At 57.4% G+C, this 24,556-nt stretch carries 19 protein-coding genes; 12 read left to right on the top strand and 7 right to left on the bottom strand.

The features are described from left to right. Positions 1–18: 18 nt before the first annotated feature. Complete coding sequence (locus ACA059_RS13710; protein ID WP_497634300.1) at positions 19–681, bottom strand: hypothetical protein; 663 nt, start codon at positions 679–681, stop codon at positions 19–21. Positions 682–864: 183 nt separating this feature from the next. Between ACA059_RS13710 and ACA059_RS13705 the strand changes: the two genes are divergently transcribed. The 8 genes from ACA059_RS13705 to ACA059_RS13670 all read left to right on the top strand — a co-directional run bounded on the left by ACA059_RS13705 (position 865) and on the right by ACA059_RS13670 (position 9,231). Further along, a complete protein-coding gene (locus tag ACA059_RS13705; protein ID WP_497634299.1) occupies positions 865–2,139 on the top strand; it encodes a peptidase MATCAP family protein in 1,275 nt (424 codons plus the stop codon). A gap of 160 nt (positions 2,140–2,299) precedes the next feature. Continuing rightward, a complete protein-coding gene (locus ACA059_RS13700) occupies positions 2,300–3,610 on the top strand; it encodes a flavin-containing monooxygenase (protein ID WP_497634297.1) in 1,311 nt (436 codons plus the stop codon). Between the two features lie 24 nt (positions 3,611–3,634). After that, a complete protein-coding gene (locus ACA059_RS13695) occupies positions 3,635–4,051 on the top strand; it encodes a RidA family protein (RefSeq protein WP_497634296.1) in 417 nt (138 codons plus the stop codon). Positions 4,052–4,217: 166 nt separating this feature from the next. Beyond that, complete coding sequence (locus tag ACA059_RS13690) at positions 4,218–4,895, top strand: DUF1028 domain-containing protein (protein WP_497634294.1); 678 nt, start codon at positions 4,218–4,220, stop codon at positions 4,893–4,895. Continuing rightward, on the top strand, positions 4,892–6,040 hold the full coding sequence (gene argE, locus ACA059_RS13685; RefSeq protein ID WP_497634293.1) for an acetylornithine deacetylase: 1,149 nt from the start codon (positions 4,892–4,894) through the stop codon (positions 6,038–6,040). The genes ACA059_RS13690 and argE overlap by 4 nt, the downstream gene beginning before the upstream one ends. A gap of 469 nt (positions 6,041–6,509) precedes the next feature. After that, positions 6,510–7,925 (top strand): purine-cytosine permease family protein, encoded by a 1,416-nt coding sequence (locus ACA059_RS13680; protein ID WP_497634291.1) that lies wholly within the window; start codon positions 6,510–6,512, stop codon positions 7,923–7,925. Between the two features lie 224 nt (positions 7,926–8,149). Further along, complete coding sequence (locus ACA059_RS13675; RefSeq protein WP_282482392.1) at positions 8,150–8,368, top strand: PLD nuclease N-terminal domain-containing protein; 219 nt, start codon at positions 8,150–8,152, stop codon at positions 8,366–8,368. Positions 8,369–8,937: 569 nt separating this feature from the next. Next, positions 8,938–9,231 (top strand): fructose-bisphosphate aldolase, encoded by a 294-nt coding sequence (locus tag ACA059_RS13670; RefSeq protein WP_497634290.1) that lies wholly within the window; start codon positions 8,938–8,940, stop codon positions 9,229–9,231. 118 nt (positions 9,232–9,349) lie between these two features. On the opposite strand, the gene ACA059_RS13665 is transcribed toward ACA059_RS13670, so the two are convergent. Then, positions 9,350–14,113, bottom strand: coding sequence for a DUF3320 domain-containing protein (locus tag ACA059_RS13665; protein WP_497634289.1), 4,764 nt, complete (start codon positions 14,111–14,113; stop codon positions 9,350–9,352). A 495-nt stretch (positions 14,114–14,608) separates the two neighbouring features. Between ACA059_RS13665 and ACA059_RS13660 the strand changes: the two genes are divergently transcribed. Further along, positions 14,609–15,109 carry an Hcp family type VI secretion system effector gene (locus ACA059_RS13660; protein ID WP_497634288.1) on the top strand — a complete coding sequence of 167 codons (501 nt, stop codon included), beginning with the start codon at positions 14,609–14,611 and terminating at the stop codon, positions 15,107–15,109. Continuing rightward, positions 15,102–15,788, top strand: coding sequence for a DUF4225 domain-containing protein (locus ACA059_RS13655; protein WP_497634286.1), 687 nt, complete (start codon positions 15,102–15,104; stop codon positions 15,786–15,788). The genes ACA059_RS13660 and ACA059_RS13655 overlap by 8 nt, the downstream gene beginning before the upstream one ends. An 18-nt stretch (positions 15,789–15,806) precedes the next feature. On the opposite strand, the gene ACA059_RS13650 is transcribed toward ACA059_RS13655, so the two are convergent. The 5 genes from ACA059_RS13650 to ACA059_RS13630 form a co-directional block, all read right to left on the bottom strand. Beyond that, positions 15,807–16,229 (bottom strand): hypothetical protein, encoded by a 423-nt coding sequence (locus tag ACA059_RS13650; RefSeq protein WP_497634285.1) that lies wholly within the window; start codon positions 16,227–16,229, stop codon positions 15,807–15,809. Positions 16,230–16,588: 359 nt separating this feature from the next. Continuing rightward, the gene (locus ACA059_RS13645; protein WP_007895886.1) at positions 16,589–17,137 is read right to left on the bottom strand and encodes a cupin domain-containing protein; all 549 of its coding nucleotides are present in this window, start codon (positions 17,135–17,137) and stop codon (positions 16,589–16,591) included. Positions 17,138–17,564: 427 nt separating this feature from the next. Beyond that, the gene (locus ACA059_RS13640) at positions 17,565–18,848 is read right to left on the bottom strand and encodes an NAD(P)/FAD-dependent oxidoreductase (RefSeq protein ID WP_497634284.1); all 1,284 of its coding nucleotides are present in this window, start codon (positions 18,846–18,848) and stop codon (positions 17,565–17,567) included. Positions 18,849–18,900: 52 nt separating this feature from the next. Next, on the bottom strand, positions 18,901–20,391 hold the full coding sequence (locus tag ACA059_RS13635; RefSeq protein WP_497634283.1) for an aldehyde dehydrogenase: 1,491 nt from the start codon (positions 20,389–20,391) through the stop codon (positions 18,901–18,903). A 189-nt stretch (positions 20,392–20,580) separates the two neighbouring features. Next, positions 20,581–21,957 carry a glutamine synthetase family protein gene (locus tag ACA059_RS13630; protein ID WP_497634281.1) on the bottom strand — a complete coding sequence of 459 codons (1,377 nt, stop codon included), beginning with the start codon at positions 21,955–21,957 and terminating at the stop codon, positions 20,581–20,583. Between the two features lie 280 nt (positions 21,958–22,237). Here ACA059_RS13630 and ACA059_RS13625 point away from each other — a divergent pair, with 280 nt between their 5' ends. Both ACA059_RS13625 and potA read left to right on the top strand, forming a co-directional pair. Then, positions 22,238–22,999, top strand: coding sequence for a gamma-glutamyl-gamma-aminobutyrate hydrolase family protein (locus tag ACA059_RS13625; RefSeq protein WP_497634279.1), 762 nt, complete (start codon positions 22,238–22,240; stop codon positions 22,997–22,999). A 400-nt stretch (positions 23,000–23,399) separates the two neighbouring features. Beyond that, positions 23,400–24,542: a polyamine ABC transporter ATP-binding protein gene (gene potA / locus ACA059_RS13620; RefSeq protein ID WP_497634277.1), complete on the top strand. Its 1,143-nt coding sequence runs from the start codon at positions 23,400–23,402 to the stop codon at positions 24,540–24,542. Positions 24,543–24,556 lie beyond the last annotated feature (14 nt).

Here is a 24,556-nt window from a genome sequence, read left to right as displayed (position 1 = left end):
CGTAGGGTTGCAATCTGCTCATCCACCGAGCGCGATGATCGCGGTGATTAGAACAGCGCCGGTGACTGCCATCGCAAGACCGCCTTGCCACGGTTTTGCGCCGGCGTACTTCGAGAGTATCCAACCAGCGATGAACAGCACCCCGAGTCCGACCAGGTTAGACACGCGCACGGCGAGCGCCGTCTGGTCGAGCAACAGAAACGGCACGACAAGCGGGAATGTCGACAACACCACCAACAGGAAAACGCCGATCGCGCCCCTGAAATCATCCCAACCGAGGCGCGGCTGTACCGGCATGGATGAATACTCGACCAGGCGGCGACGCAACGATTCCAGCTCTTCAGGGCCGGCCGCTGCTGCGAGACGCGGGGGTAACGCCTCAGCAATGAGCGCTTGCCCGGCAGCTACATCGGTCGCATCGCGCAGGTTGGTGCGAAGCGTACGGTTGCGTGTCCGCTCGATCAGGGTTCGCAGCAAATACATCACGGCGTCCGCGAGTCCCCAGGCGAGGTTGCAACCCAGCGCGGCGATCATCATCGTCCGTTCCGCCTCCTGGCCAGACGTGGCCACGCTGATCGTCCCAGTGAAGGTCATTGCCATGAGCAGGCCGAAGATGACCTCCGTGACACGATCGACCGGATCAAGTACACGGGCCCGCTTTTGCTCTCCAGTGCTTTGCATGCGCTCATCCTCGCCACGGCAGCTGTGTCAGCGTGGTCCTGGTTTTCAGCCGTGCCAGGATGGCCAAGACCCGGCATCCGCCAGCACATCGAAAAGCTTAGTTCAGACTTGACCTCTCACCACGCAATGCAACGACAACGACTAAACTTTTGCGATTGAACCTTGTTTCCCAAGGAGATCTCTGTGAGCGCCGCGTCCCTCTCCGAACTCGATGCCGCCCTGCCCGGTCTGGCCCGCAAGATCCGCGTGCTGGATGCCCTGGCCTGGCCGGATGGGGTCGAAGAAGCATTCCTGACACGTTGGCGCGCCGGGCAGGCAGAACTGCCCAAGGTCGAGCTGCGCCCGCGCGACCACAGCGCCGACATCGCCGCCCTCGAAGCCTTTATTGGCCGCTGCGATGAGGGCCATCCGGCCGGGCGCCACCTCGCCATGACGGCGCGCAGCTATGCCACGGCAGGGCACATGCTCGGTGCCATCGGCACACCCGCCTTTACTCAGTATTCGTCAGCGCTGTACCGGCGGCCGGACTTCTACTACACACGCCTGAAACTGAGCATGCTGGACGCGGCCCAATTCTTCCTCAAGACCACCGACGCCCTTCTGGGCGGTGCGCGAATTCCACCGTGCCCGGCAGAAATCCCAGCCGATGTCTTCGCCGCCTGGATGCAGCCGGAACTCGACCGTTTCTTCGGCCCCGGCCGGATCACCGTCGTGCTCGATCCGACCCTGGCCGCCAAGGCCATCGCCGGGGCCAGTCGCATCCGCCTGCGTGCCAGTGCGCTGTTCTCGGAACTGGACAAGAACCAGCTGTTGCAGCATGAGGCCTTCGTGCATGTCGCCACGGCACAAAACGGCGCGCTGCAACCCAACCTCAAAAGCCTGGGCCTGGGGGCGCCACGCACGACCCAGACCCAAGAGGGCATCGCCACCCTGGCCGAGCTGTTCACCGGTAGCATGGACATCAACCGCCTGCGCCGCCTCGCCCTGCGCGTGCTCGCGGTCCAGCAGGCGCTGGATGGCGCCGATTTCATCCAGGTATTCGAAGGTTTTCTCGCCGCCGGTCAGTCACAGGAAGAATCCTTCCGCTCGACCCAGCGGGTGTTCCGTGGCGCCGACCTGCGCGGCGGCTCGGCGTTCACCAAGGACGCCGCCTACCTGACCGGTTTGCTCGGCGTGCATACCCTGTTGCGCATCGCGATCCGCGACAACCGGCCGGAACTGGTGGGCCATTTGTTCGCCGGGCGCCTCAGCCTGGGGGATACCGTCCGCCTGGCCCCGCTCTTCGAGTCCGGCTGGCTCCAGGGGCCAGTCCACGTCCCGGCCTGGGCCTCCGATCTGCGTCTGCTCGCCGCCAACCTGGCGTTCTCCGCTTTTATCTCCCGAATCAAGCTGGATGTACTCGATCTGGAGGTGCTCATGGCCTTCGCCGACGAGCATGAAGCCGATGCCAGCGCCTAGCGTTTAAAGGGTGAGCCTCCGAACCAAACGCTCTGCATCAGTTATTTATACTCAAATGCCAGCTTAATAATATTTTACCGATACCAGGGTGATCCCTAGTCTTGACCCCAAGAAATGGCAGGCCGTTACCGACCTAAATCCAACTTCGAAGGGTATAGAGATGACCACTGAAAAAATAAAAACAGATACGCTGATTGTTGGCGCCGGTCAGGCTGGCGTGGCCATGAGTGAACACTTGAGCAAACTCGGCGTGCCGCACCTGGTGCTGGAGCGCAACCGTATCGCCGAACGCTGGCGCACTGGTCGCTGGGATTCCCTGGTGGCCAACGGTCCGGCCTGGCACGACCGTTTTCCCGGTCTCGATTTCGACGACCTCAGCCCCGACGACTTTGTCCCGAAAGAGCGGGTCGCCGACTACTTCGAAGCCTACGCCAAGAAATTCAACGCCCCGATCCGCACTGGCGTGGATGTGCTGAAGGTTGAACGCAATGTCGGTCGCCCGGGCTTCACCATTGAAACCTCCGAGGGCGTGATCGAGGCCAACCGCGTGGTGGCTGCCACCGGGCCTTTCCAGCGTCCGGTTATCCCGCCGATCGCACCGAAAGATGAACAATTTCTGCAGATCCACTCGGCCGAGTACCGCAACCCGGCGCAACTGCCTGAAGGGGCTGTTCTGGTCGTCGGCGCCGGTTCGTCGGGCGTGCAAATCGCCGATGAATTGCAGCGGGCCGGCAAGAAGGTTTACCTCTCGGTCGGCGCACACGACCGCCCTCCTCGCGCCTATCGCAACCGCGATTTCTGCTGGTGGTTGGGTGTGCTGGGCGAATGGGATCAGGCGGCCATGAAACCCGGCCGGGAACACGTCACCATCGCGGTGAGTGGCGCGCATGGCGGCCGCACCGTGGACTTCCGTGGATTGGCCCATCGCGGCATGACGCTGGTGGGTTTGACCCAATCGTTCAACGGCGGCGTAGCGACTTTTCAACCGAACCTTGCCGACAACCTGGCGCGCGGCGATGAGAACTATCTGGCGCTGCTCAACGCGGCTGACGCCTACATCGAGCGCAACGGTCTGGACCTGCCGGAAGAGCCTGAAGCCCGTATTACCTTTTCCGATCCGGAATGCGTGACTAACCCAATTCTTGAGCTCGACCTGGTGAAGGCCGGCGTGACCTCGATCATCTGGGCCACCGGTTTTGCCACGGATTACAGCTGGCTCAAGGTTGATGCCTTCGACGCCAACGGCAAGCCACAGCATCAGCGCGGCGTGTCGAGCGAGCCAGGCGTGTATTTCCTCGGCCTGCCGTGGCAGTCCCGTCGCGGGTCTTCGTTCATCTGGGGCGTTTGGCATGACGCCAAGTACGTGGCAGACCACATCGCCATCCAACGTTCATACCTCGACTACCACGACGCCGCGCAACGCGAGGCTGAATCTGTCCCGGCCGCCCATAAAGCAACCGTCAGCGCTTGAGCCATTTTTCTTTAGGAGCTTCAAATGTCCACGCCAACCCATACCCGCATTCGCATGTTCAACACCAAAGAAACCTACCCGAACCAGAGCCTGGACAACGATCTGTGCCAGGCCGTCCGGGCCGGCAACACCGTGTATGTTCGCGGTCAGGTCGGCACTGACTTCGAAGGCAACCTGGTGGGCCTCGGTGATCCGCGAGCGCAAACCGAGCAAGCCATGCGCAACGTCAAACAGTTGCTGGAAGAGTCCGGCAGCGACCTCAGCCACATCGTGAAAACCACCACCTACCTGATCGATCCGCGGTATCGCGAGCCGGTGTATCAGGAAGTGGGCAAGTGGCTCAAAGGGGTGTTTCCGATCTCGACCGGATTGGTGGTGTCGGCGCTGGGGCAGCCGCAGTGGTTGATGGAGATTGATGTGATTGCGGTGATTCCTGAGTAAGGAAGTAGACCGAGTCGCGGCCTTCGCGAGCAGGCTCGCTCCCACAGGGGATCTTCAGCGAACACAAAATGTGTAAGCGACACAGATCAAATGTGGGAGCGAGCCTGCTCGCGAAGGCGCCCGCCCAGACACCCACTTCGCCAAGGCAAAACAAGGAGCAAAAACCATGACCTTCTCCATCGCAGCACGTTGCCCCGAAACCGGTCAGTTCGGCATTGCGATCAGTTCCTCAAGCATCGCCGTCGGCGCACGCTGCCCCTGGCTGCTGCCGGGCGTCGGCGCCGTCTCCACACAAAACATCACCCTGCCCTCCCTCGGCCCCGAAGTCCTTGCCCTCATGGAACAAGGCCTTACACCGGCCGAGGCACTGGACAAAGTCCTGACCCGCAACGGCTACAGCCAATACCGGCAGATCACAGCAATCGACCATCTCGGCCGCACCGCGCATTTCAGCGGCTCGCAAACCCTGGGCAACCACAACGCCGTGTCCGGCGATCAATGCGTCGCTGCCGGCAACATGCTGGCGGACCGATCAGTGATCGAGGCCATGGTCGAGGCGTTCGAGCATGGCGAAGGCCAACTGACCGACCGCTTGCTCGCGGCCATGAAAGCGGCCATCGCGGCGGGTGGCGAAGCCGGGCCGGTGCATTCGGCGGCGGTGGTGGTCGTCGGCGAGTTGACCTGGCCGATCATCAACCTGCGGGTGGATTGGGCGGATCACGACCCAATCGGTCAGCTTGAGAAACTCTGGGACGCCTATCGCCCACAGGTTCAGGACTACATCGACCGCGCCCTGGCCCCCGACAAATCCCCTGGCTACGGTGTCGCCGGAGACGACCGATGAGCAACAGCCGCGATTTGCTGAAAACGTTGGTGGCGTTCGACACCACGAGCCGCGAATCAAACCTGCATCTCATCGAGTTCGTCCGCGACTACCTCGCCCACTTCGATGTGCCTTGCGAGCTGGTCTACAACGAGCCACGCAGCAAGGCCAATTTGTTCGCAACCATTGGCCCGACGAACCGGCCGGGCATCGTGCTGTCGGGGCACACCGACGTGGTGCCCGTCGACGGCCAGCCGTGGACCGTTGCGCCGTTCGAACTCACCGAGCGCGACGGCAAGTTGTACGGTCGCGGCACCGCGGACATGAAAGGCTACATCGCCTGCGTGCTCGCCCTGGTCCCGTCGCTGGTGAAAGCCACGCTGCGGCTGCCGGTGCACATCGCGCTTTCCTATGATGAGGAAGTCGGCTGCCTTGGTGTGCGTTCGTTGCTGTCGGAATTGGAAAAGCGCCCGGTCAAACCGATGCTCTGCATCATTGGCGAGCCGACCGAGCTGAAACCGGTGCTCGGCCATAAAGGCAAGCTGGCGATGCGCTGTGATATTCACGGTGAAGCGTGCCATTCGGCGTACGCGCCGCTTGGGGTCAATGCGATTGAATTCGCCGCCGAACTGATCGGTGAACTGGGGCGGATTGGCAACCGGCTCAAAACGCCCGAGCATCACGACACGCGTTTCGATCCGCCCTTCAGTACGGTGCAAACCGGCGTCATTTCCGGCGGCAAGGCCTTGAACATCGTCCCCGCCGATTGCCGTTTCGACTTCGAAATCCGCGCCCTGCCCTCACATGATCCGAGTGAGGTTGCGCAGGAGCTGAAGGCCTATGCCGAACAGCAGGTCTTGCCGCGCATGCGTGCTGTGAGTGAACAGAGCGAAATTCGCTTCAGCGAGTTGTCGGCGTATCCCGGATTGGCGACCGATGCGCAGAGTGAAGCGGCTGAGTTGATTGCTGCATTCTCAGGCTCTCGAGAATTTGGCACCGTCGCCTTCGGAACCGAGGGCGGTCTATTCGACGCTGCAGGAATTCCCACAGTGGTGTGCGGCCCCGGCAGCATGGATCAAGGCCATAAACCCGACGAATTCGTCAGCCTCGAACAACTCACCGCCTGCGACGCCATGCTGCAACGAATGCTGCAATCGATCTGTTAACCCAATCCCTATAGCAGCTGGCGAAGCCTGCATTCGGCTGCGCAGCAGTCGTAAACCCTGCGTCCACGGTTTTCCTGAGGTACCGAGTCGTCGGATGTTGCGACTGCTTCGCAGCCGAACGCAGGCTTCGCCAGCTGCTACACGTTGCGTGGTGTTTTAACTCTCCTGCAAGACCTGAATCGCGAAGGAATTCGAACACCCCAAAACCCCTGTGGGAGCGAGCTTGCTCGCGATGGCGCTCTGTCAGACAAATCAATTTTGACTGCCCTACCGCTATCGCGAGCAAGCTCGCTCCCACAGGTTTTTCGGCTACCCACCGACCTAGTTTTTTTAACGTCTATACCAACAAAACTACTAATTTATCTCTCACTCCCCACCGCACATCATCAACTCCAACAAGAAAAGCGTCGCCCCCGCGCGGCGCTCACCGAAGTACGTCCACGTACTCACTTTTGCCTTGGAGTCCGTCATGGTTACCGCAGCAACAACCTCCGCCCCGCTCATCGAAAAACACACCATCGGCTACGTGCCGCCCGAAGATCGCCACGGAAAAACCAGAGACCTGTTCACCCTCTGGTTCGGCGGCAATATCGCGCCGTTGCCCATCGTCACCGGCGCCCTCGGCGTGCAAATGTTCCACCTGAACCTGGTGTGGGGCATCGTCGCCATCCTCGTTGGCCATCTGGTCGGCGGCGTGCTGATGGCGCTGCACTCGGCGCAAGGTCCGCAGATGGGCATTCCGCAAATGATCCAGAGCCGCGCCCAGTTCGGCTCGCTCGGCGCACTGTTGGTGGTGCTGATCGCCGGCATCATGTACATCGGCTTCTTCGCCTCCAACATCGTCCTCGCCGGCAAATCCCTGCACGGCGTGATCGACAGCGTGCCGGTGCCGGTCGGCATCGTCATCGGCGCCCTTGGTTCGGGCATCATCGGCATCATCGGCTACCGCTTCATCCACGTGCTCAACCGCATCGGCACCTGGGTACTCGGCGCCGGTATCGTGCTGGGCTTCGGCTACATCTTCACCCACGTGCAGACCGCCGACTTCCTCACCCGCGGCAGCTTCAACATCTCCGGCTGGCTCGCCACCGTCTCCCTCGCCGCCCTCTGGCAGATCGCCTTCGCGCCCTACGTCTCCGACTACTCGCGTTACCTGCCGGCCAACGTGCCTGTAGCCGCAACATTCTGGACCACTTACCTGGGCACCGTGCTCGGCTCCAGCCTCTCGTTCATCTTCGGCGCCGTCGCCGTCCTCGCCACACCCGTGGGCATGGACACCATGGACGCCGTCAAACTCGCCACCGGCTCCATCGGCCCGTTGATGCTCGTGCTGTTCCTGCTCAGCGTCATCAGCCACAACGCCCTCAACCTCTACGGCGCCGTACTGTCGCTGATCACCCTGATCCAAACCTTCGCCTACCGCTGGATCCCGACCGCCAAAAGCCGCGCCGTCCTCTCAATCATCGTCCTCGCCGCCTGCTGCTTCGCCGCCGTCGGCGCCTCCGCCAACTTCATCGGCCACTTCGTCGACATGGTGCTGGTGCTGCTCGTGGTGCTGGTGCCGTGGACCGCGATCAACCTGATCGACTTTTACGCCATTCACAAAGGTCAGTACGACATCGGTTCGATCTTCAAAGTCGATGGCGGGATTTATGGCCGGTACAACCCGCAGGCGCTGTTGGCTTATGCAATCGGGATTGTGGTGCAGATTCCGTTTATGAACACGCCGCTGTATGTCGGGCCGATTTCGGAGCACATCAATGGGGCAGACTTGTCCTGGCTGGTAGGCCTGCTGATCACCTCCCCGCTCTACTACTGGCTAGCCAACCGCGACACCGCCTACAAGCGTCGCCTCTCAACCGGAAAACTCGCCAACAGCCTATAACCGAAGCGCACCACAAACCCTGTAGGAGCCAGGCTTGCCGGCGAAGACGTCCTCAAAAACGCCATCGCCAGCAAGCCACCCTTGCCATCGCCATCACCCTTGTAGGAGCTGTCGAGTGAAACGAGGCTGCGATCTTTTGATCTTAAGCTCGCAAGAAACCCCGAAATTTAATGAACCCCGCCCATCACCGCTCACCTAACTGAATGACTATCAGGAGGTGACCAATGCAAACCGAAACCATCTGGATCGTACTCGCCGCAATACTTGTGCTGGTCGAGTTATGGGCAATCAACAAAGTGCGAAAAGCCGAAGGCAAATCCAGCAACAAACTCGTATGGATGGTGGTAATCGTGTTTGTACCGCTATTCGGGCTGATAGCGTGGGCACTGGCAGGACCGAAACACACCGATCCCAACCCGCATTCACCGCAGGCCAGACAATGACGTTGGATGCTGTGCGGTAAGAATTTTGGAACTGCACAATCTCAAAGAACAAAGCCCCGAAGATTCGGGGCTTTGTCGTTTCTGAGCAGTCGATTTTCATAAACCTGACGTCCGAAAATCGTGTAGGAATTTACCCTTTGTGGCGAGGGGATTTATCCCCGTTGGGTCGCGAAGCGGCCCCAAAACCTGCACCCCATTTCCCAAGGCACTCCACACGGCCCGAATCACCGCGACAAGCCCGAAAACAGTGGCATTCAGCCTTGTCACAACAAGCGCCCAACCGTCCTACAGCCCGGTTGTGAGCATCAAAATGGCCGCCTATATTCGACCCGTCGCTGACCGCAGTTAGCGATAGGGTTTCGCAGCCCTCGAGATTGACACCAAAGCACTGTCAGGCATGATGCAGCCGACTTCGACTGCATCGTGTTTTATGGCGGTTGTGTGCGGGAGACTTACGGGTCTGCCGGAACTGGTGTAAATCCCCCGGTCTGCGAACCCGCACACAGCTGCCACCCAATGTGTTTCGCAGCAGAAAAGGTGGCAATTCTTCTCTTGTGAGGATTTACACCATGAAAGCTCCGCTCCCGCCTCGCCGCTTCACCCCCATGTCCCAATTCGCCACCGACTACCCCGTCCTCCTCATCGACAGCGACGCCCCACTACGCGAACTCCACAACTGCGTCAGCGAACGCCTCAACGCCGTCCTCAAATATCTACACCTCATGGCCTGCAAGAGCCTCCCCGACTACGCCGAAAACGACATCAACACCGTCACCAACATCGCCCGGATCATGGTCCAGGATGTAAGCGATGTGTTTCGGGTTATTGAGCAGCGAGGGTTTGATGTGCCCAAGGGGAAGTGACCAGGTTTTTTATTACTTCCGTTTGCTCAGAGTTACTCAGGAGCGCTCTTTAAAAAAAGATTATTCAAGCCATCCTGTCCATTTTTCAGTGCTCGCCCCGTCGCAACAGCATTTCTCATCAGACGCACGCCACCAATCGACCCTCTCTCAACTCCAACCGCCTATCACTGATTAATTGCTTGATTCTCTCTTCCAGTAGCGCTGTCACTTTGGCAGTGGAACGACCAAAGCCCAGTAATCTCAAAGCTCCAGAGATCGAATCGTCATGACTCATGGAAAATCCCGAGATGATGATTTCTATCAGGGCCTGGTCGAGCTCTTCAGGTGCGACCCACTCCAACTTGCGCTCGGTGGACTCCCAATGTGCTCGGCTGCGGATGACAACGGGGCGACCTTCGGTCAAGTGAAGAAACTCGCCACGACGCAAGAAGTGCCTCTGTTTAACGCCCATACCAATCGCATGCTCAACAGCGGCGGTGATTCTTGAACCTTGCCGCGTCACCCCGAATGCATCCATGAGACGTCGAGTAACCTCGACCGAATGCACTGGAGATTCAACATCAACAACTGTTCGGATCAGTTGCAGCAGATGTTCAGGTTGATGTTGATGCAGTTCCACTTGGTTGGTTACTGCAGCGAGCCGCGCTTTCTCATAACGCGGACTGGCGACCGGCTCGACTTCATCAACACTTTCATCACGGAGGATTTCATGCAGGGGCTCGATCAAAGTCTCTGCAACCGGGACGTTACGACGGTTGGCTATGCGTTCGCGCGCCGCCTCGATCGCTGCCACTGTGCGGCTAATTTCTTGCTTGGGATTACGGAACCAATCGGTACTCCAGATACGATGGAAATTCCATCCCAGGCCCTCAAGCACACCTTGACGCAACCGATCGCGATCACGCGCAGAGCGCGAGCTGTGATAGGCGGCGCCATCGCATTCAACGGCCAGCACGTAACGGCCTGGGAATTCGGGGTCTCTCACTGCGAGGTCAATGAAGTAACCAGCGGTGCCGACTTGCGGCTCTACCTGGTAGTCAAGATCACGCAAGGCCCGGATAACCTCGTCCTCAAAGGGCGAGTCCGTAGCTTTGCCGGTTTCCTTGGCCACTTCAAGTTCACCCGTTTCCGCGTACTTAAGGAAGTTTTTCAAGGCCCGTACGCCGTGCTTGGCTGTGGCATCAATGTCCAGCTCATCACCACGGAAGTTACAAAATACCCGCATCGCCAGTTTGGCCCGCGTGATCAAAACGTTAAGCCGACGATGCCCGCCATCTTTATTGAGCGGACCAAATTCACGGGCGATACGGCCGGATTCATTTCGGCCATAACTAATGCTGATGAAGATCACGTCGCGCTCATCTCCTTGAATGTTCTCAAGGTTTTTTACGAAGAACGGCTCGCTGCCCTGTGCGGTGAAAAACTCTTCGGCCTGAGGTGTCTTACGCCGCAATAACTCGACCTCAACGTTGATCAAATCCCGCTGAGGGACACTAAAAGCGGCTACCCCCAAGGAAAGTTCCGGCGTCTCTAACGCATGTTTCATCACCGCATGGGCGACCGCTTTGGCTTCATCCTTGTTGGTTCGAGTGCGACCACGGTCATACAGTGCGTGGGGCAGATAATCGAAGCTCACACCCTTGGCATGGAGATGCTGGCCAGCCGAGGGAAATACCACCAGCTTGCTGTCGTAGAACTCGACGTTGGAGACAGCGATAAGTGATTCGTGCCGGCTGCGGTAGTGCCAGCGCAGGTAGCGTTCCTGGCTACCCGCCGCCTTGAACAGACTGAGGATGCTTTCGATATCTGCGGTGGCGTCGTTCTCGTCATCAGGCGCGATGTCGCGGCTGAACAAATCGCTAGGTGGCATCTGCCGAGTGTCACCCACTACCACCACTTGTTTGCCGCGCAATATCGCGCCAAACGCATCGACAGCCTTGACTTGAGAAGCTTCGTCGAACACCACCACGTCAAATGCCAGCTTGCCTGGAGGCAAAAAGTTGGCGATTGACATAGGGCTCATCATGAATACCGGCTTGATTTGCTGAATCGCGCGACCAGCCTTGTCGATCAGCTGGCGTATCGGAATGTGCCGGCGCTTCTTATTCAGCTCTGCACGCAGCGTTGCCATTTCACCCGGTTGGTTCACATTGGGCATGTGCTCCCATACCTGACGCGCCAAATATGTTTGAGCATGATTCAACGAAGCAGCATCAAGTGCTTTGAACCTGGCGATCTGATGTTCGTGTTTGATGCGGTCAAATTGCTGTAGTGCTGGTTTTTCGGCATAGGCCTTTTGCACAAGCCCCGAATACCAGGAAAAGTCTAGGATGGCGGGTATCTGATCGGGCGTGTCACTGCGCAGGGCGATGTTCAACAACTCGTCCAGTTGGGCCTGATGCATTTCGCCCGACAGCACATTGAGCCGAGCCATTTGGTAAAGCGCGCTCAGGCTGGCCTGCCACAGCTGCAAGCGTGTGCCCAAGGCAGACAGATCCAAGTTGCGCAGCGTTTGGGCGTTGTCATCGTGCATGCCGATGACTTCCAGCCCAGCTAGCAATGCCTGATCAAAGCCAGCGAGGTGCTCCTCGATGTCACTGACCGTTTCCCCAAGCCCACTAGCGTCCGTGTGCCCGGCGAGAAACGCAATGATTCCTTGTGGTACATGGCCATTACCGAGGTCTTCGTAGAGCTGGACAACCCAGGCACTAACGCGCTCGAGTACCGCCCAGTCGGACTGCTGACGCTGCCATTGAGCACCGAATAGGGCACTGCCCAGCCCCTCGTGCTGGTTATAAACCTTCTGGCTTTGTTGATAGGTCAGAACCGAATCGACCAAACTAAGTTGTTCGGCATTGCTGCCAGGCAGCGCACCCTGTGCAAGCCCTTGCAAACGAGCTTTGGCCGCACGATAGCGCCCCGAAAATACCTTCCACCATTTGTCACCGTAGGCCAGCAGGTTCTGCCGAACTTCCAACAGATCCTGCTCCCACGCGGCCTCGATCAACTGAGCGCCATGGTTGGCTTTGCACATGCTCATGCGCTGGCCAGCATCAAGCAATTCACGAATGGCATCGCGGCGCAGCTGCCAGTCTCCCGTACTCAGCTCTACACCTTGCAAACGAGGCGCTTCGGCCGCCCGCCTTGCGGCGCGGCAGATGACAGCAACGTCCGCGAGAGTGGCGGGCTGAGTCAGCATCAGTCGAATCGACAGCGCCTTGGCGGCAGCGTCCAAAGCGGCTAAGTGCGAACTTGCTTGTTGTAACGCATCGTGCGCATTGTTCTGTTCAATGGGAGAGAAAAAAGTTCGTTTGCTTCCCCAGAACGGATTTTGGTCCGGGCGGCCCATTTCCTTGAGATGAAGTGTTAATTCTTCGACCAGTTCGCGGCGCTTCAGCTGATCAGCCTGAGTCCATGACGCCATTGGCGCGAAAGCAATCGTAGGCAACACACCGTAGCTGCGCTTGAGTTTGAGGTATCGCCCCAGCACCTCGACAAAGTCCATGCCGCTGGCACCCACAGGCGCACTCACTGCGGAGCAATAACGGTTCAAATTGCCTTGCAGTTCCGCCAGGTTGGCCAAATCATCCTCGCCCACCTTGGTCAGTGGCCGGCCTTGTTCAAGCGTACGTCCGAGTTCTTTGAGCACCGACGTTTTAGTCGACTTATGGCTGTGCAACTCAAGTACTGCATCGCCCAAGTGACATTCATCGAGTCGACGTTTAACCACTTCAAGTGCGGCCATTTTTTCGGCCACGAACAACACGGTTTTTTTCTGGGCAATCAGTTCCGCGATGATGTTCGTGATGGTCTGCGACTTACCGGTACCCGGTGGCCCCTGGATAACCAGATTGGCGCCCTCTCGCACTTCGAGAATCGCTTCAGTCTGGCTACTGTCTGCATCTTTGACGAATCGCACTTCCCCAGGTTGGAGCACCGAGTCGATATTCACATCTTCGGCATAGGCGGGATGATGGTCACCGAACCCCGGACCCAGGAGCCGGTTGATTACTGGGTGGGCGTCAGGCTGCTGGTCTTGCGGCCAACTCTTCGGGTCCAGGTCCTTGAACATCAGGAACTTACCGAAGGAAAAGAATCCGAGGGCAGCCTCGTTGGTTGAAACCTTCCAGCGGGGTTGCTTGCTTATCAGGTCCGTAACTTCGGCATAAAAGCTGTCAAGACTACCCTCCGTAGCATCGAAGCGGTCCTCACTGAACTCACAGGCCGCAAGGTCGAGACCGAAATCGGTCTTGAGCTTGGCGATCAAAGACAAGTTAGGCATTAACTCATCACCGGAATACTTCAGCTTGAAGGCATCCTTTGCGCCGCTGCGTTCAAGGGTCACCGGCAATAACATTAGGGGAGCCTTGCGAAGGTTCTCTGAGCTGTCCGCTTCGTACCAATGAAGGAAGCCCAGTGCCAGAAACAGGGTGTTAACGCCTTGCTCCTCGATAAAGGCTCGTGCCTCACTGTGAATCCTCAACAGCTGCAGGAAAAGGCGCTCCTCATCAATTGCTGTCTGCAGGCGAGTATCCGTATGCCGACGCGCTCGACCAGACTCGTCCAGCTCATCGTCGACAAAACCCGACTCGCCCAAGCCGTCGAGTTCATGCAACAGCAACTCATCAGTCGCAGCGTCCTGAGCGTCTTCCCCCTCGATCTGACTGGTTTTCGCTAAAGCCGCCAACTTCTGGCGTGCCATTGGCGAAAAGCTCATGGTCTTCTCCTGCCGATAAAGCAGGTGGAACACTGACTCTGAAAGCTCATCCACCACAGCCAACGTCTTGGCTGACGCGCGGAAGTTCAGCATGGTGTTGCGAAGGCCGATATCGAGCAGTTCCTTGCGGCTACCCTGCAGCTTTTGACTAATCCCTGAACTCATGAGGTCTCTCTTGAAACGTGATCGGGGCTGAAAACGATGGGAAATGGGTTTCCGTGGGTCCACGGAAAAAGATTGATCATGAACGACGATCATCACCGTCACAACGAACTAATGTGCCAATGCAGCTATTTTTCGATAAGCCCACAAATGCTGAAGGAAAAAATGCCCTCCAATTACGTCAAACGAAACCTCGCCGTGCCCCACCCGCAAGCATAAACGGCACCTCCTCCGACTCGTCCAGCGTTTACTCTCATGCAGCAATCACAGCCCACGACGTCAGCATTGGGCTGCTAATGCTCGGAAAGCATATTGATTTTCACGCAGGAGCTGATCAAAGGTAAAAAATTGCGCCTGTAGGTTTCTTCCATCACTAATTTCTTCATGAGCTGTAAGACGAGTCTTAACTTAATTGAAAAATTTGCCACATCGAAATGCTGTCGATAGTGCGTCTGATACGCTCGAAATGAAGCAATCAGAAGACAGGATGTACCCCGCATGGCTAATCACGGATACATGAGAATCACCGGCAAACGCCAGGGTTTAATTTCCGCCGGGTGCTCCGGCGTGGAATCTATAGGGAATAAATGTCAAATCGCTCATAAAGACGAGATCATGATTTTGGCGTATTCGCACAACATGATTACGGGCAATGACGGTGGAGTTTCAGGTGGTCGCGGCAAACATCTGCCTATCATGATTACGAAGAATATCGATAAATCTTCACCATTATTGGCTAGTGCGCTCCATGAAAGGGAAGAAATTGAGTGCACTATCTTTTTCTATAGAACATCCCCGGCGGGCGGCCAAGATAAATACTATAAAATACAACTCACAGGGGCGAAAATCGCGCATATCAACCTTCAGGTTCCTCATGCCATATATATGAATGACGCAGAATCTCAAGAGATGGTATCCATCCGATATCGCGATATCACTTGGACGCACGTTCAGGCGGGAACGTGTGCTTACAGTACGTGGGGGATTGAGGATGAATGATGATTCCTGTGACATTCACGACGTGACTAAAGCTGCGTCCGATCTTGTGGCGTTCGGGTGCACTATCGGTGCTACGCAGCTGTACGATAGTTTTTTGCAGCTTCAATTCAGCTCGATCATTTCATCTTATGCTAACGAGATTATCCAAGCGGTTGATGAAGGCTTGATCAGCGCGCGACAGGGTTTGCAAGAGATCAGAGAGGAGTATGCCGAGTTATCGTCAAAAGCACTGTTTTACACTCAAAATGGCGTTGGTATTTTAGCGGGAGCCATTCAAGTTCAAACCGGAGCTTCATCACTCGGAAACTCAAGAGGTATTAAATTAGCCAGTGGGTTAACCTACATTGCGCATGGCGCTAATAATATTTATGAAAGCGCAGGAAATATATACAACGGACCTGACGCACCCGGCACAGTAGGGCCAGTTAGAAGAACATATCAACATCTAGCCAAAAACACTAAAACCGGAAACACTATCTATTACTCTGTGGACTTAGGATTATCAGCTTTCGGCGTAATGAGTTTAGTGCGTAAAACTGATACGCTTGAACTTTTCAGGAAAGACCCTATCAACTATGAACGAGCGTACAGACAAATGGGAAAACTGGCACTGGCCTTTGAAGCATTGATCGATACAATCACAATAAAAAACATAGCAGAAGAAACAGCTTTAGAATGAACCACATCATCAAGCACATCACTTCCTTCGACGCAGTCTCATTATATAAATGCATAAGCAGGCAAAAACCAACATAAAAATGGCCGCACTAACGACAAACGAAAGATTGCCTTGCAGCGAAAATGCTTGATCAATTTGTAGAACGATAACGGCCGCCCAGAACAAAGAACCGATAAAAGCGCCAAAATACGCAACCCAAGCAGAGTCTCTTTCGGGATTAAGATCCCGCCCAAGTGAAACATCAATATAACTAGGAGAACAGTAATAAAAGTTAACAAACAACAAAAAAATAAAAAAAACACCTAGCACCAACCAATAATAAACCCCGCTTAAAGGGACCACTCTGTCTATTAACCACGTAAGTAATGCCGCATAAAACATCGAAAGCATAACAGCTAGTAAATCCGAAATTAAAACGGTAAAGAAAACCCGCAATCGCATTATTACCCCCTCAGACAGTCTGATAGTTTTTGAGCTTCGATACAATCAGCGCATGCATCCAAAATTATAACCATGTCATTACTATTGCTCACTCTAACAAACACCCTAAACGAGCGACGATCCGAAGAGCCCTACACGCCATTTCTTTTTATCTTACGTATTTTTCCCAACGATCCAGAAGCAACTCACCAAAAAACCAGCCTATAGAGGGTCTTCAGAATGGGAAGCTTGCAGATTTAGCTGAGTAATAAAGATGTTTTTAGAGCGTCGCAAAAATAAAAAGTCCGAAACCTGAACGGGAATCGGACTTTTATCATTCGAGGAAAATCAAGTTGGAACGATGCCAGAGTTCATCGCTATCAGAAGTTAGCCGGCGTATTCGCACTAATAATCTCCGCCTCATCCGCCCCAATATTCCGAAACCGATGCGGCAGCGTCGTCGGAAAGTAATACCCATCCCCGGCATTCAACACACTGATCTGCCCATCAACCGTCAACTCAACCGTCCCCCGAGTAACCAACCCGCACTCCTCCCCTTCCGAGTGCACAATCGGCTCTTCCCCCGAGCTCGCCCCAGGCGCGTACTGCTCGCGCAACAGCCGCATCTGCCGACTCGGCACCGAAGCGCCAATCAGCAGCAACCGCAGCCCATGCCGCCCGAGATCCGGCTGTTCATTGGCGCGGAACACGTATTGGTGCTCACGCGGCGGCTGATCAAAGGTAAAGAAGTCCGCCAAGGACATGGGGATGCCTTCGAGCAGTTTTTTCAGGGAGCTGACGGAGGGACTGACGCGATTTTGTTCGATCAGGGAGATGGTGGCATTGGTGACGCCGCTACGCCGGGCCAGCTCGCGCTGGGACAGTTTGTAGCTTTCGCGTACTAATTTGAGTCGTGAGCCCGTGTCCATGACAGCCTTATGCGAAGAATACTTAAGGGTTATGGGGGTGGATGGCGGGCGACTTTTGGCCGCGAAGATACCGCTTCCCTGTCCCGGAAATTTGAAAGGCGGGTATTAAATCACGTTTGGTGGTGTTGCTCAGCAGGTTCGATAAATGGTTGGGTAAAAAGGTTGTTTTGACCTGAAGTCGGGTGGTTTGGCCATGAGAAATGCAGGTGCGATTACTGTGTGTCAGTTGGGATTGATAGTGATTGGTATGGCCTCATCGCGAGCAGGCTCGCTCCCACAGTTTGGTTCTGGTTGGTCACAGATTTTGTGTATGCCATGGATCTCTGTGGGGGTGAGCTTGCTCGCGATGGCGGTGTGTCAGGCGACATCAATGTTGACTGTGCCGCCGTCATCGCGAGCAAAATCGCTCCCACAGGGATTGTGTCGCTTAGATGCCGAATCGGTCACGCAACGCGTAATACGCGGCGCCCATGGCGGTGAGTGGGGCCTGGAAGGTTCGGCCGCCGATCATGGGCATGTGCGGCAACGATGCGAAAGCATCGAAGCGTTCGGCGTCGCCGCGGATCATTTCCGAGATCAGTTTGCCGGCCAGGTGCGAGCAGGTGACGCCGTGGCCGCTGTAGCCTTGCATGTAGTAGGCGTTTTTCTCGATGCGGCCGAATTGCGGCATGCGTGACATGGTCAGCAGGAAGTTGCCGGTCCAGCGGTAGTCGATTTTCACGTCCTTGAGTTGAGGGAAGGTTTTGAGGATTTTCGGCTTGATCAGTTGCTCGATGTCGTCTGGTTCGCGGGCGCCGTAGACCACGCCGCCGCCGTACAGCAAGCGGTTGTCGGCGGTGAGGCGGTAGTAGTCGAGCAGGTAGTTGCAGTCTTCGACGCAGTAGTTGTTTTTGATCAGGCTGCGGGCAACCTTTTCGGACAACGGTTCGGTGACGACGATTTGCGAGCCGCAGGGCATGCTTTTGCGCGTGACGCGGTTGTCGAGGTCTTGCGGCAGGTAGGCGTTGCCGGCAATCAGCAGGTACTTGGCGCGGACCACGCCTTTGGCGGTGCGCACGGTGATCGGTTCGCCGTAGGTGATTTCCACCGCCGCCGACTGTTCGTAGATTTTGCCGCCCAGGCCGATGATGGCCGAGGCTTCGCCGAGGGCCAGGTTCAGCGGGTGGATGTGGCCGCCCTGCATGTCGAGCAGGCCGCCGACGTAGTTGTCGCAACCCACTTCGCGCTTGATGTCCGCCGCGTCGAGCATTTTCAGGTTCTTGTTGCCGTAGCGTTCCCAGCTGCTTTTCTGCTCGGCCAGGCCTTTGAGTTGCTTTTTGTTCAGCGCAGCGAAGATGCCGCCAGGACGGTAGTCGCACTGGATGTCGTAGTGTTGTATACGCTGACGGATGATGTCGGCGCCTTCGAAAATCATGCTGCCGAGAACTTCAGCGGTTTTGTCGCCGTAGCGTTCTTCGATGACATCGACGTCGCGGCTGTAGGAGTTGACCAGTTGGCCGCCGTTGCGACCGCTGGCGCCGAAACCGACTTTGGCGGCTTCGAGCACGGTCACGCTGTAGCCGGCTTCGGCGAGGAACAGGGCCGAGGACAAACCGGTGTAGCCGGCTCCGATCACGCAGACGTCGCATTCCACCAGTTCTTCAAGCACCGGGAAGTCGCCGGTGAAGTTGCGGGTGGCGGCGTAGTAGCTGTTTACATGTGTCTGTTTCATAGGTTTCTCCGATGGCCGCTGGCATGTGCCGGCGGCCGCCGTTGTAAAGGTGTTAGAGCTTGATCCAGGTCGCTTTGAGTTCGGTGTATTTGTCGAACGCGTGCAGCGATTTGTCCCGACCGTTACCCGACTGCTTGTACCCGCCGAACGGCGCGGTCATGTCGCCGCCGTCGTACTGGTTGACCCAGACGCTGCCGGCGCGCAAGCCACGAGCGAAGGTGTGGGCCTTGCTCAGATTGCTGGTCCACACGCCTGCCGCCAGGCCGAAGATGCTGTCGTTGGCGATGGCCAGCGCTTCTTCCTCGGTGTCGAAGGTGATCAGCGACAGCACCGGGCCGAAGATTTCTTCCCGGGCGATGGTCATGGCGTTGGTCACGCCGTCGAAAATCGCCGGTTCCACGTACAGGCCACCGGTGGCTTCGAGGGTGCGGCTGCCGCCGGCGATCAGTTGCGCGCCCTGGTCTTTGCCGACCTGGATGTAGCGCAGCACGTTGTCCAGTTGACGCTGATCGACGACCGCGCCGACGGTGGTTTCTGGATCGAGGGCGTGCCCCGGTTTCCAGGCTTGCAGCGCTTCCACCAGCAGTGGGATGAACTGCTCGCGAATCGAACGCTCCACCAGCAAGCGCGAACCGGCGGTGCAGACTTCGCCCTGGTTGAAGGCAATGGCACCGGCCGCCGCTTGTGCTGCCGCGCGCAAATCCGGCGCGTCGGCGAACACCACGTTCGGGCTCTTCCCCCCTGCTTCGAGCCAGACGCGTTTCATGTTGCTTTGCCCGGAATAGATCAGCAGTTGCTTGGCAATCGCGGTCGAGCCGGTGAAGGCCAGCACGTCGACGTCCATGTGCAACGCCAGCGCCTTGCCGACGGTGTGACCGTAGCCCGGCAGGACGTTGAACACGCCTTTCGGGATGCCGGCATCCAGCGCCAGTTGGGCGATGCGGATGGCGGTCAGTGGCGATTTTTCCGAAGGCTTGAGGATGAACGAGTTGCCGGCCGCGAGGGCTGGGGCGAACTTCCAGCTGGCCATGATCAGCGGGAAGTTCCACGGCACGATGGCGGCGACAACACCGGCAGGTTCGCGAGTGATGAGGCCGAGTTGGTCGTGGGGTGTGGCGGCGACTTCATCGTAGATCTTGTCGATGGCTTCGGCGCTCCAGCGGATCGCGTTGGCGGTCGCCGGGATGTCGATGTTCATCGAGTCGCTGATCGGTTTGCCCATGTCGAGGGTTTCGAGCAACGCCAGCTCTTCTTGGTTGGCCAGGATCAAGTCCGCAAAGCGAATCAAAATGCGCTTGCGCTCTGCGGGTGCCAACCGCGCCCAGATGCCGGATTCAAAGGTGCGGCGCGCGACGGCGACTGCCGCATTGGCATCGGCTTCGTCGGTGCTGGCGACGCTGGCCAGGAAGCGACCGTCGACCGGGCTCATGCATTCAAAGGTGTCGCCGCTGAGTGCCGGGCAGTATTGGCCGTCGATGAATGCGCGGCCTTCGAGTGTTAAGGACTGGAAGCGTTGCTCCCAGTCGCTGCGAGTGTTTGTCATGGTTGTGACTCGACGCAGAGGAATAATTGATCGTCAGCCTGGCGCCCTGTAGGAGCTGCCGAAGGCTGCGATCTTTTGATCTTGTTTTTTGACGTCCATGAAGCTGCCGAAGATCAAGATCAAAAGATCGCAGCCTTCGGCAGCTCCTACAGGGTTAATCACCCGTCATCAAAGATGTGTCGATACCCATCAAACCGTGTGCAAGTACCAGTTGTACTCAAGGTCCGAGATGGAGTTTTCGAACTCGGCCAGCTCGCTTTCCTTGCACGCCACGAACACGTCGATGTACATCGGGTCGATGTAACGGGCCATGACTTCGCTGTCGTCCAGTTCGCGCAGTGCATCACGCAGGTTGTTCGGCAGGCTCTGCTCGTTCTGCTCGTAGCTGTTGCCTTCGACCGGTGCGCCCGGCTCGATTTCGTTGGCCAGGCCGTGGTGAATACCGGCCAGGACCGACGCCATCAGCAAGTACGGGTTAGCGTCGGCGCCCGCTACGCGGTGTTCGATGCGCACGGAATCCGGCGAACCGGTCGGCACACGTACCGCCACGGTACGGTTGTCGATGCCCCAGCTCGGCGAGTTCGGTACATAGAACTGCGCGCCGAAACGACGGTACGAGTTGACGTTCGGGCACAGGAACGCCATCTGCGCCGGCAGGGTCTCGAGCACACCGCCGATCGCGTGACGCAGTGCGGCGTTCTGCTCGGGATCCTCGCTGGCAAAGATGTTGTTGCCTTCTTTGTCGAGAATCGAAATGTGCACGTGCAAACCATTGCCCGCCTGGCCCGGATACGGCTTGGCCATAAACGTGGTGTCCATCTCGTGGTCGTAGGCGATGTTCTTCACCAGACGCTTGAGCAACACCGCGTAGTCGCAGGCCTTGATCGGGTCGTTGACGTGGTGCAGGTTCACTTCGAACTGCGCCGGGGCGCTTTCCTTGACGATGGCGTCGGCAGGAATGCCCTGCTCTTTCGCGCCTTCGAGGATGTCTTGCAGGCAATCGACGTATTCGTCGAGGTCATCGATCAAATACACCTGAGTCGACATAGGACGTTTGCCGGAGACCGGCGAGCGTGGCGATTGCGGACGACCGTTCACGTTGTCCTGGTCGATCAGGTAGAACTCGAGTTCGAACGCGGCGCAAATGGTCAGGCCCATTGCATCGAACTTGCTCACGACTTGACGCAGCACTTCACGAGGGTCAGCGAAGAACGGCTGGCCTTCGAGTTCGTGCATGGTCATTAACAGTTGCGCGGTCGGGCGCTTCTGCCAGGGCTCGATGCTGAGCGTATCAGGGATGGGGAAGCAGATTCGGTCTGAGTCGCCGATGTCCAGACCCAGGCCGGTGCTTTCCACCGTAGAGCCGTTGATGTCCAGAGCAAACAGCGACGCCGGGAGGTTAATGCCTTTTTCGTAAACCTTATGAAGACTGGTGCGCTCGATGCGCTTGCCGCGCACCACACCGTTCATATCCGCAATCAGAAGGTCGACGTACAAAACCTCAGGATATTTCTTAAGGAATGCGTTTGCTTCGTTGAGTTGAACGGTACGCAGAGGGACCGACATGATGCACCTATTAGCTGTTAATTATTATGTTCACTACCTTGTTGCGAGCCCAGTCAACCCGAACGGCAAAGTGAAGTCAATAGCGAACACTTGGCCTTTCAACCTTTATTTTCTGGCCTTTTTGGGGCACGAGAGTGCCAGATCAGTCTTGCGCACCGTGTAAACCCTGAAGATCGGACGTGCGGCGTTTAGAATTTTTTACATGAGAGTTGTTAATTAAAATCAACAAGGCTAAGCTCCGGAAAAGCTCGTTCAAGTGTGAAACTTCGAGGTGATAAAAATGGCACTCAAGCCATTGATCGGCGTTACTGCGTGCGTCAAACAGATTGGCCTGCACCCCTACCATGTCAGCGGCGACAAGTACTTGCGTGCTGTCAGCGTCGCGGCTTTGGGGCTGCCGGTTGTCATTCCTTCCTTAGGCGATCAGACCGAAATCGATGACCTGCTCGCGCAGCTCGATGGTCTGCTGCTGACCGGCTCACCCTCGAATGTGGAACCTTTCCACTATCAAGGCCCCGACAGCGCCCCCGGCACGGATCACGATCCGGCGCGGGACGCCACCACCCTCCCCTTATTGCGTGCGGCCATTGCGGCGGGCGTTCCGGTGCTCGGCATCTGCCGGGGCTTTCAGGAAATGAACGTGGCGTTTGGGGGCAGCCTGCATCAGAAGGTCCACGAACTCCCCGGAATGCTGGATCACCGGGAAGCGAATCATCCGGACCTGGCGGTGCAGTACGCACCGGCTCATGCGGTCAACGTGCAACGGGGTGGCGTGTTCGAGGCGCTGGATTTGCCGCAGGTGTTCCAGGTCAATTCGATTCACAGCCAAGGCATCGACCGACTGGCGCCCGGCCTGCGTGCCGAAGCGATTGCGCCGGACGGTTTGATCGAGGCGATCTCGGTGGAGCACAGCCCGACCTTCGCCGTTGGCGTGCAATGGCACCCGGAATGGCAGGTGCTTTCGAATCCGCCCTACTTGAGTATTTTCCAGGCGTTTGGCGACGCGTGCCGGCGACGGGCGGCGTTACGTAATAAGCGCTGACTTAACACTCGATTAATCAATTTACTGCCCCCGTGAGGCTGGCGGGCGTGCCTTTGCGCGCCAGTCCCTCACGACAACAACAAACGCGATAACAACAAGTACCACCAGGCAGCCAGGACGGCGGCGCCGAATAAGCCCAGGCCGGGCGATGCCAGTGAGTCAAACGCAAATCCCAGGGTGGGAGCGGGCTGTGGCGAGGGGATTTATCCCCGCTGGACTGCGAAGCAGGCCCAAGATTTTGGGGCGGCTGCGCCACCCAACGGGGATAAATCCCCTCGCCACAGTTCGCTCCCACAGGGGATCACCGTTGAATTGACTGGCGTCGTACAGCCCAGGCTTGCAATCAACTATTAAGTCAGGCCGCGTTGGCCCGACGACTGAAACCTGTTGGGAGTTTCACATGGCAAACGCCTCCAGCATCTACAGGAAGGCTCTTGAAGGTCACCAGTCACCGAAAAAGGTGCTGGTGAAAGTCGACCGCGTCACCAAGAAATTCGACGAAACCACCGCGGTGGACGATGTCTCGCTTGAGATCCATCAAGGGGAAATCTTCGCCCTGCTCGGCGGTTCCGGTTCCGGTAAATCGACCCTGCTGCGCATGCTCGCAGGCTTCGAGCGCCCGACCGAAGGGCGGATTCTGCTCGACGGTGTCGACATCACCGACATGCCGCCGTACGAACGGCCGATCAACATGATGTTCCAGTCCTACGCGCTGTTCCCGCACATGACGGTGGCGCAGAACATCGCCTTCGGCTTGAAGCAGGATCGCCTGTCCTCCAGCGAAATCGACGCCCGCGTTGAAGAGATGCTGCGACTGGTGCACATGACCCAATACGCCAAGCGCAAACCGCATCAACTGTCCGGCGGTCAGCGTCAGCGTGTGGCCTTGGCTCGCTCCCTGGCCAAACGTCCGAAGCTGTTGCTGCTCGATGAACCGATGGGCGCGCTGGATAAAAAGCTGCGCTCGCAGATGCAACTGGAATTGGTTGAGATCATCGAGCGCGTCGGCGTCACCTGCGTGATGGTGACCCACGATCAGGAAGAGGCCATGACCATGGCCCAACGCATTGCGATCATGCACCTGGGCTGGATCGCGCAGATTGGCAGCCCGGTGGACATTTATGAGGCGCCGGTCAGCCGCATGGTCTGCGAGTTCATCGGCAATGTGAACGCCTTCGACGGTACGGTTGTGGAAGACCTTGAAGGTCACGCGATCATTCACAGCCCGGACCTGGAGCAGAAGATTTACGTCGGCCACGGCGTCAGCACCTCGGTGCAGGACAAGTCGATCACCTACGCCATCCGCCCGGAAAAACTGCTGGTCAGCACCACCAAACCGGATACCCGCTACAACTGGTCCAGCGGCAAGGTGCATGACATCGCCTACCTCGGCGGTCACTCGGTGTTTTACGTGGAACTGCCTGGCGGCAAGGTCGTGCAGTCGTTCATGGCCAACGCCGAACGCCGTGGCGCGCGACCGACCTGGGACGATCAAGTCTACGTGTGGTGGGAAGACGACAGCGGCGTGGTACTGCGCTCATGAAAACACTCAATCAG

The organism is Pseudomonas sp. LBUM1647, assembly GCF_059716175.1.
Note: the sequence above shows the minus strand (reverse complement) of the source record. Positions and strands in the feature narration are given on the sequence as shown.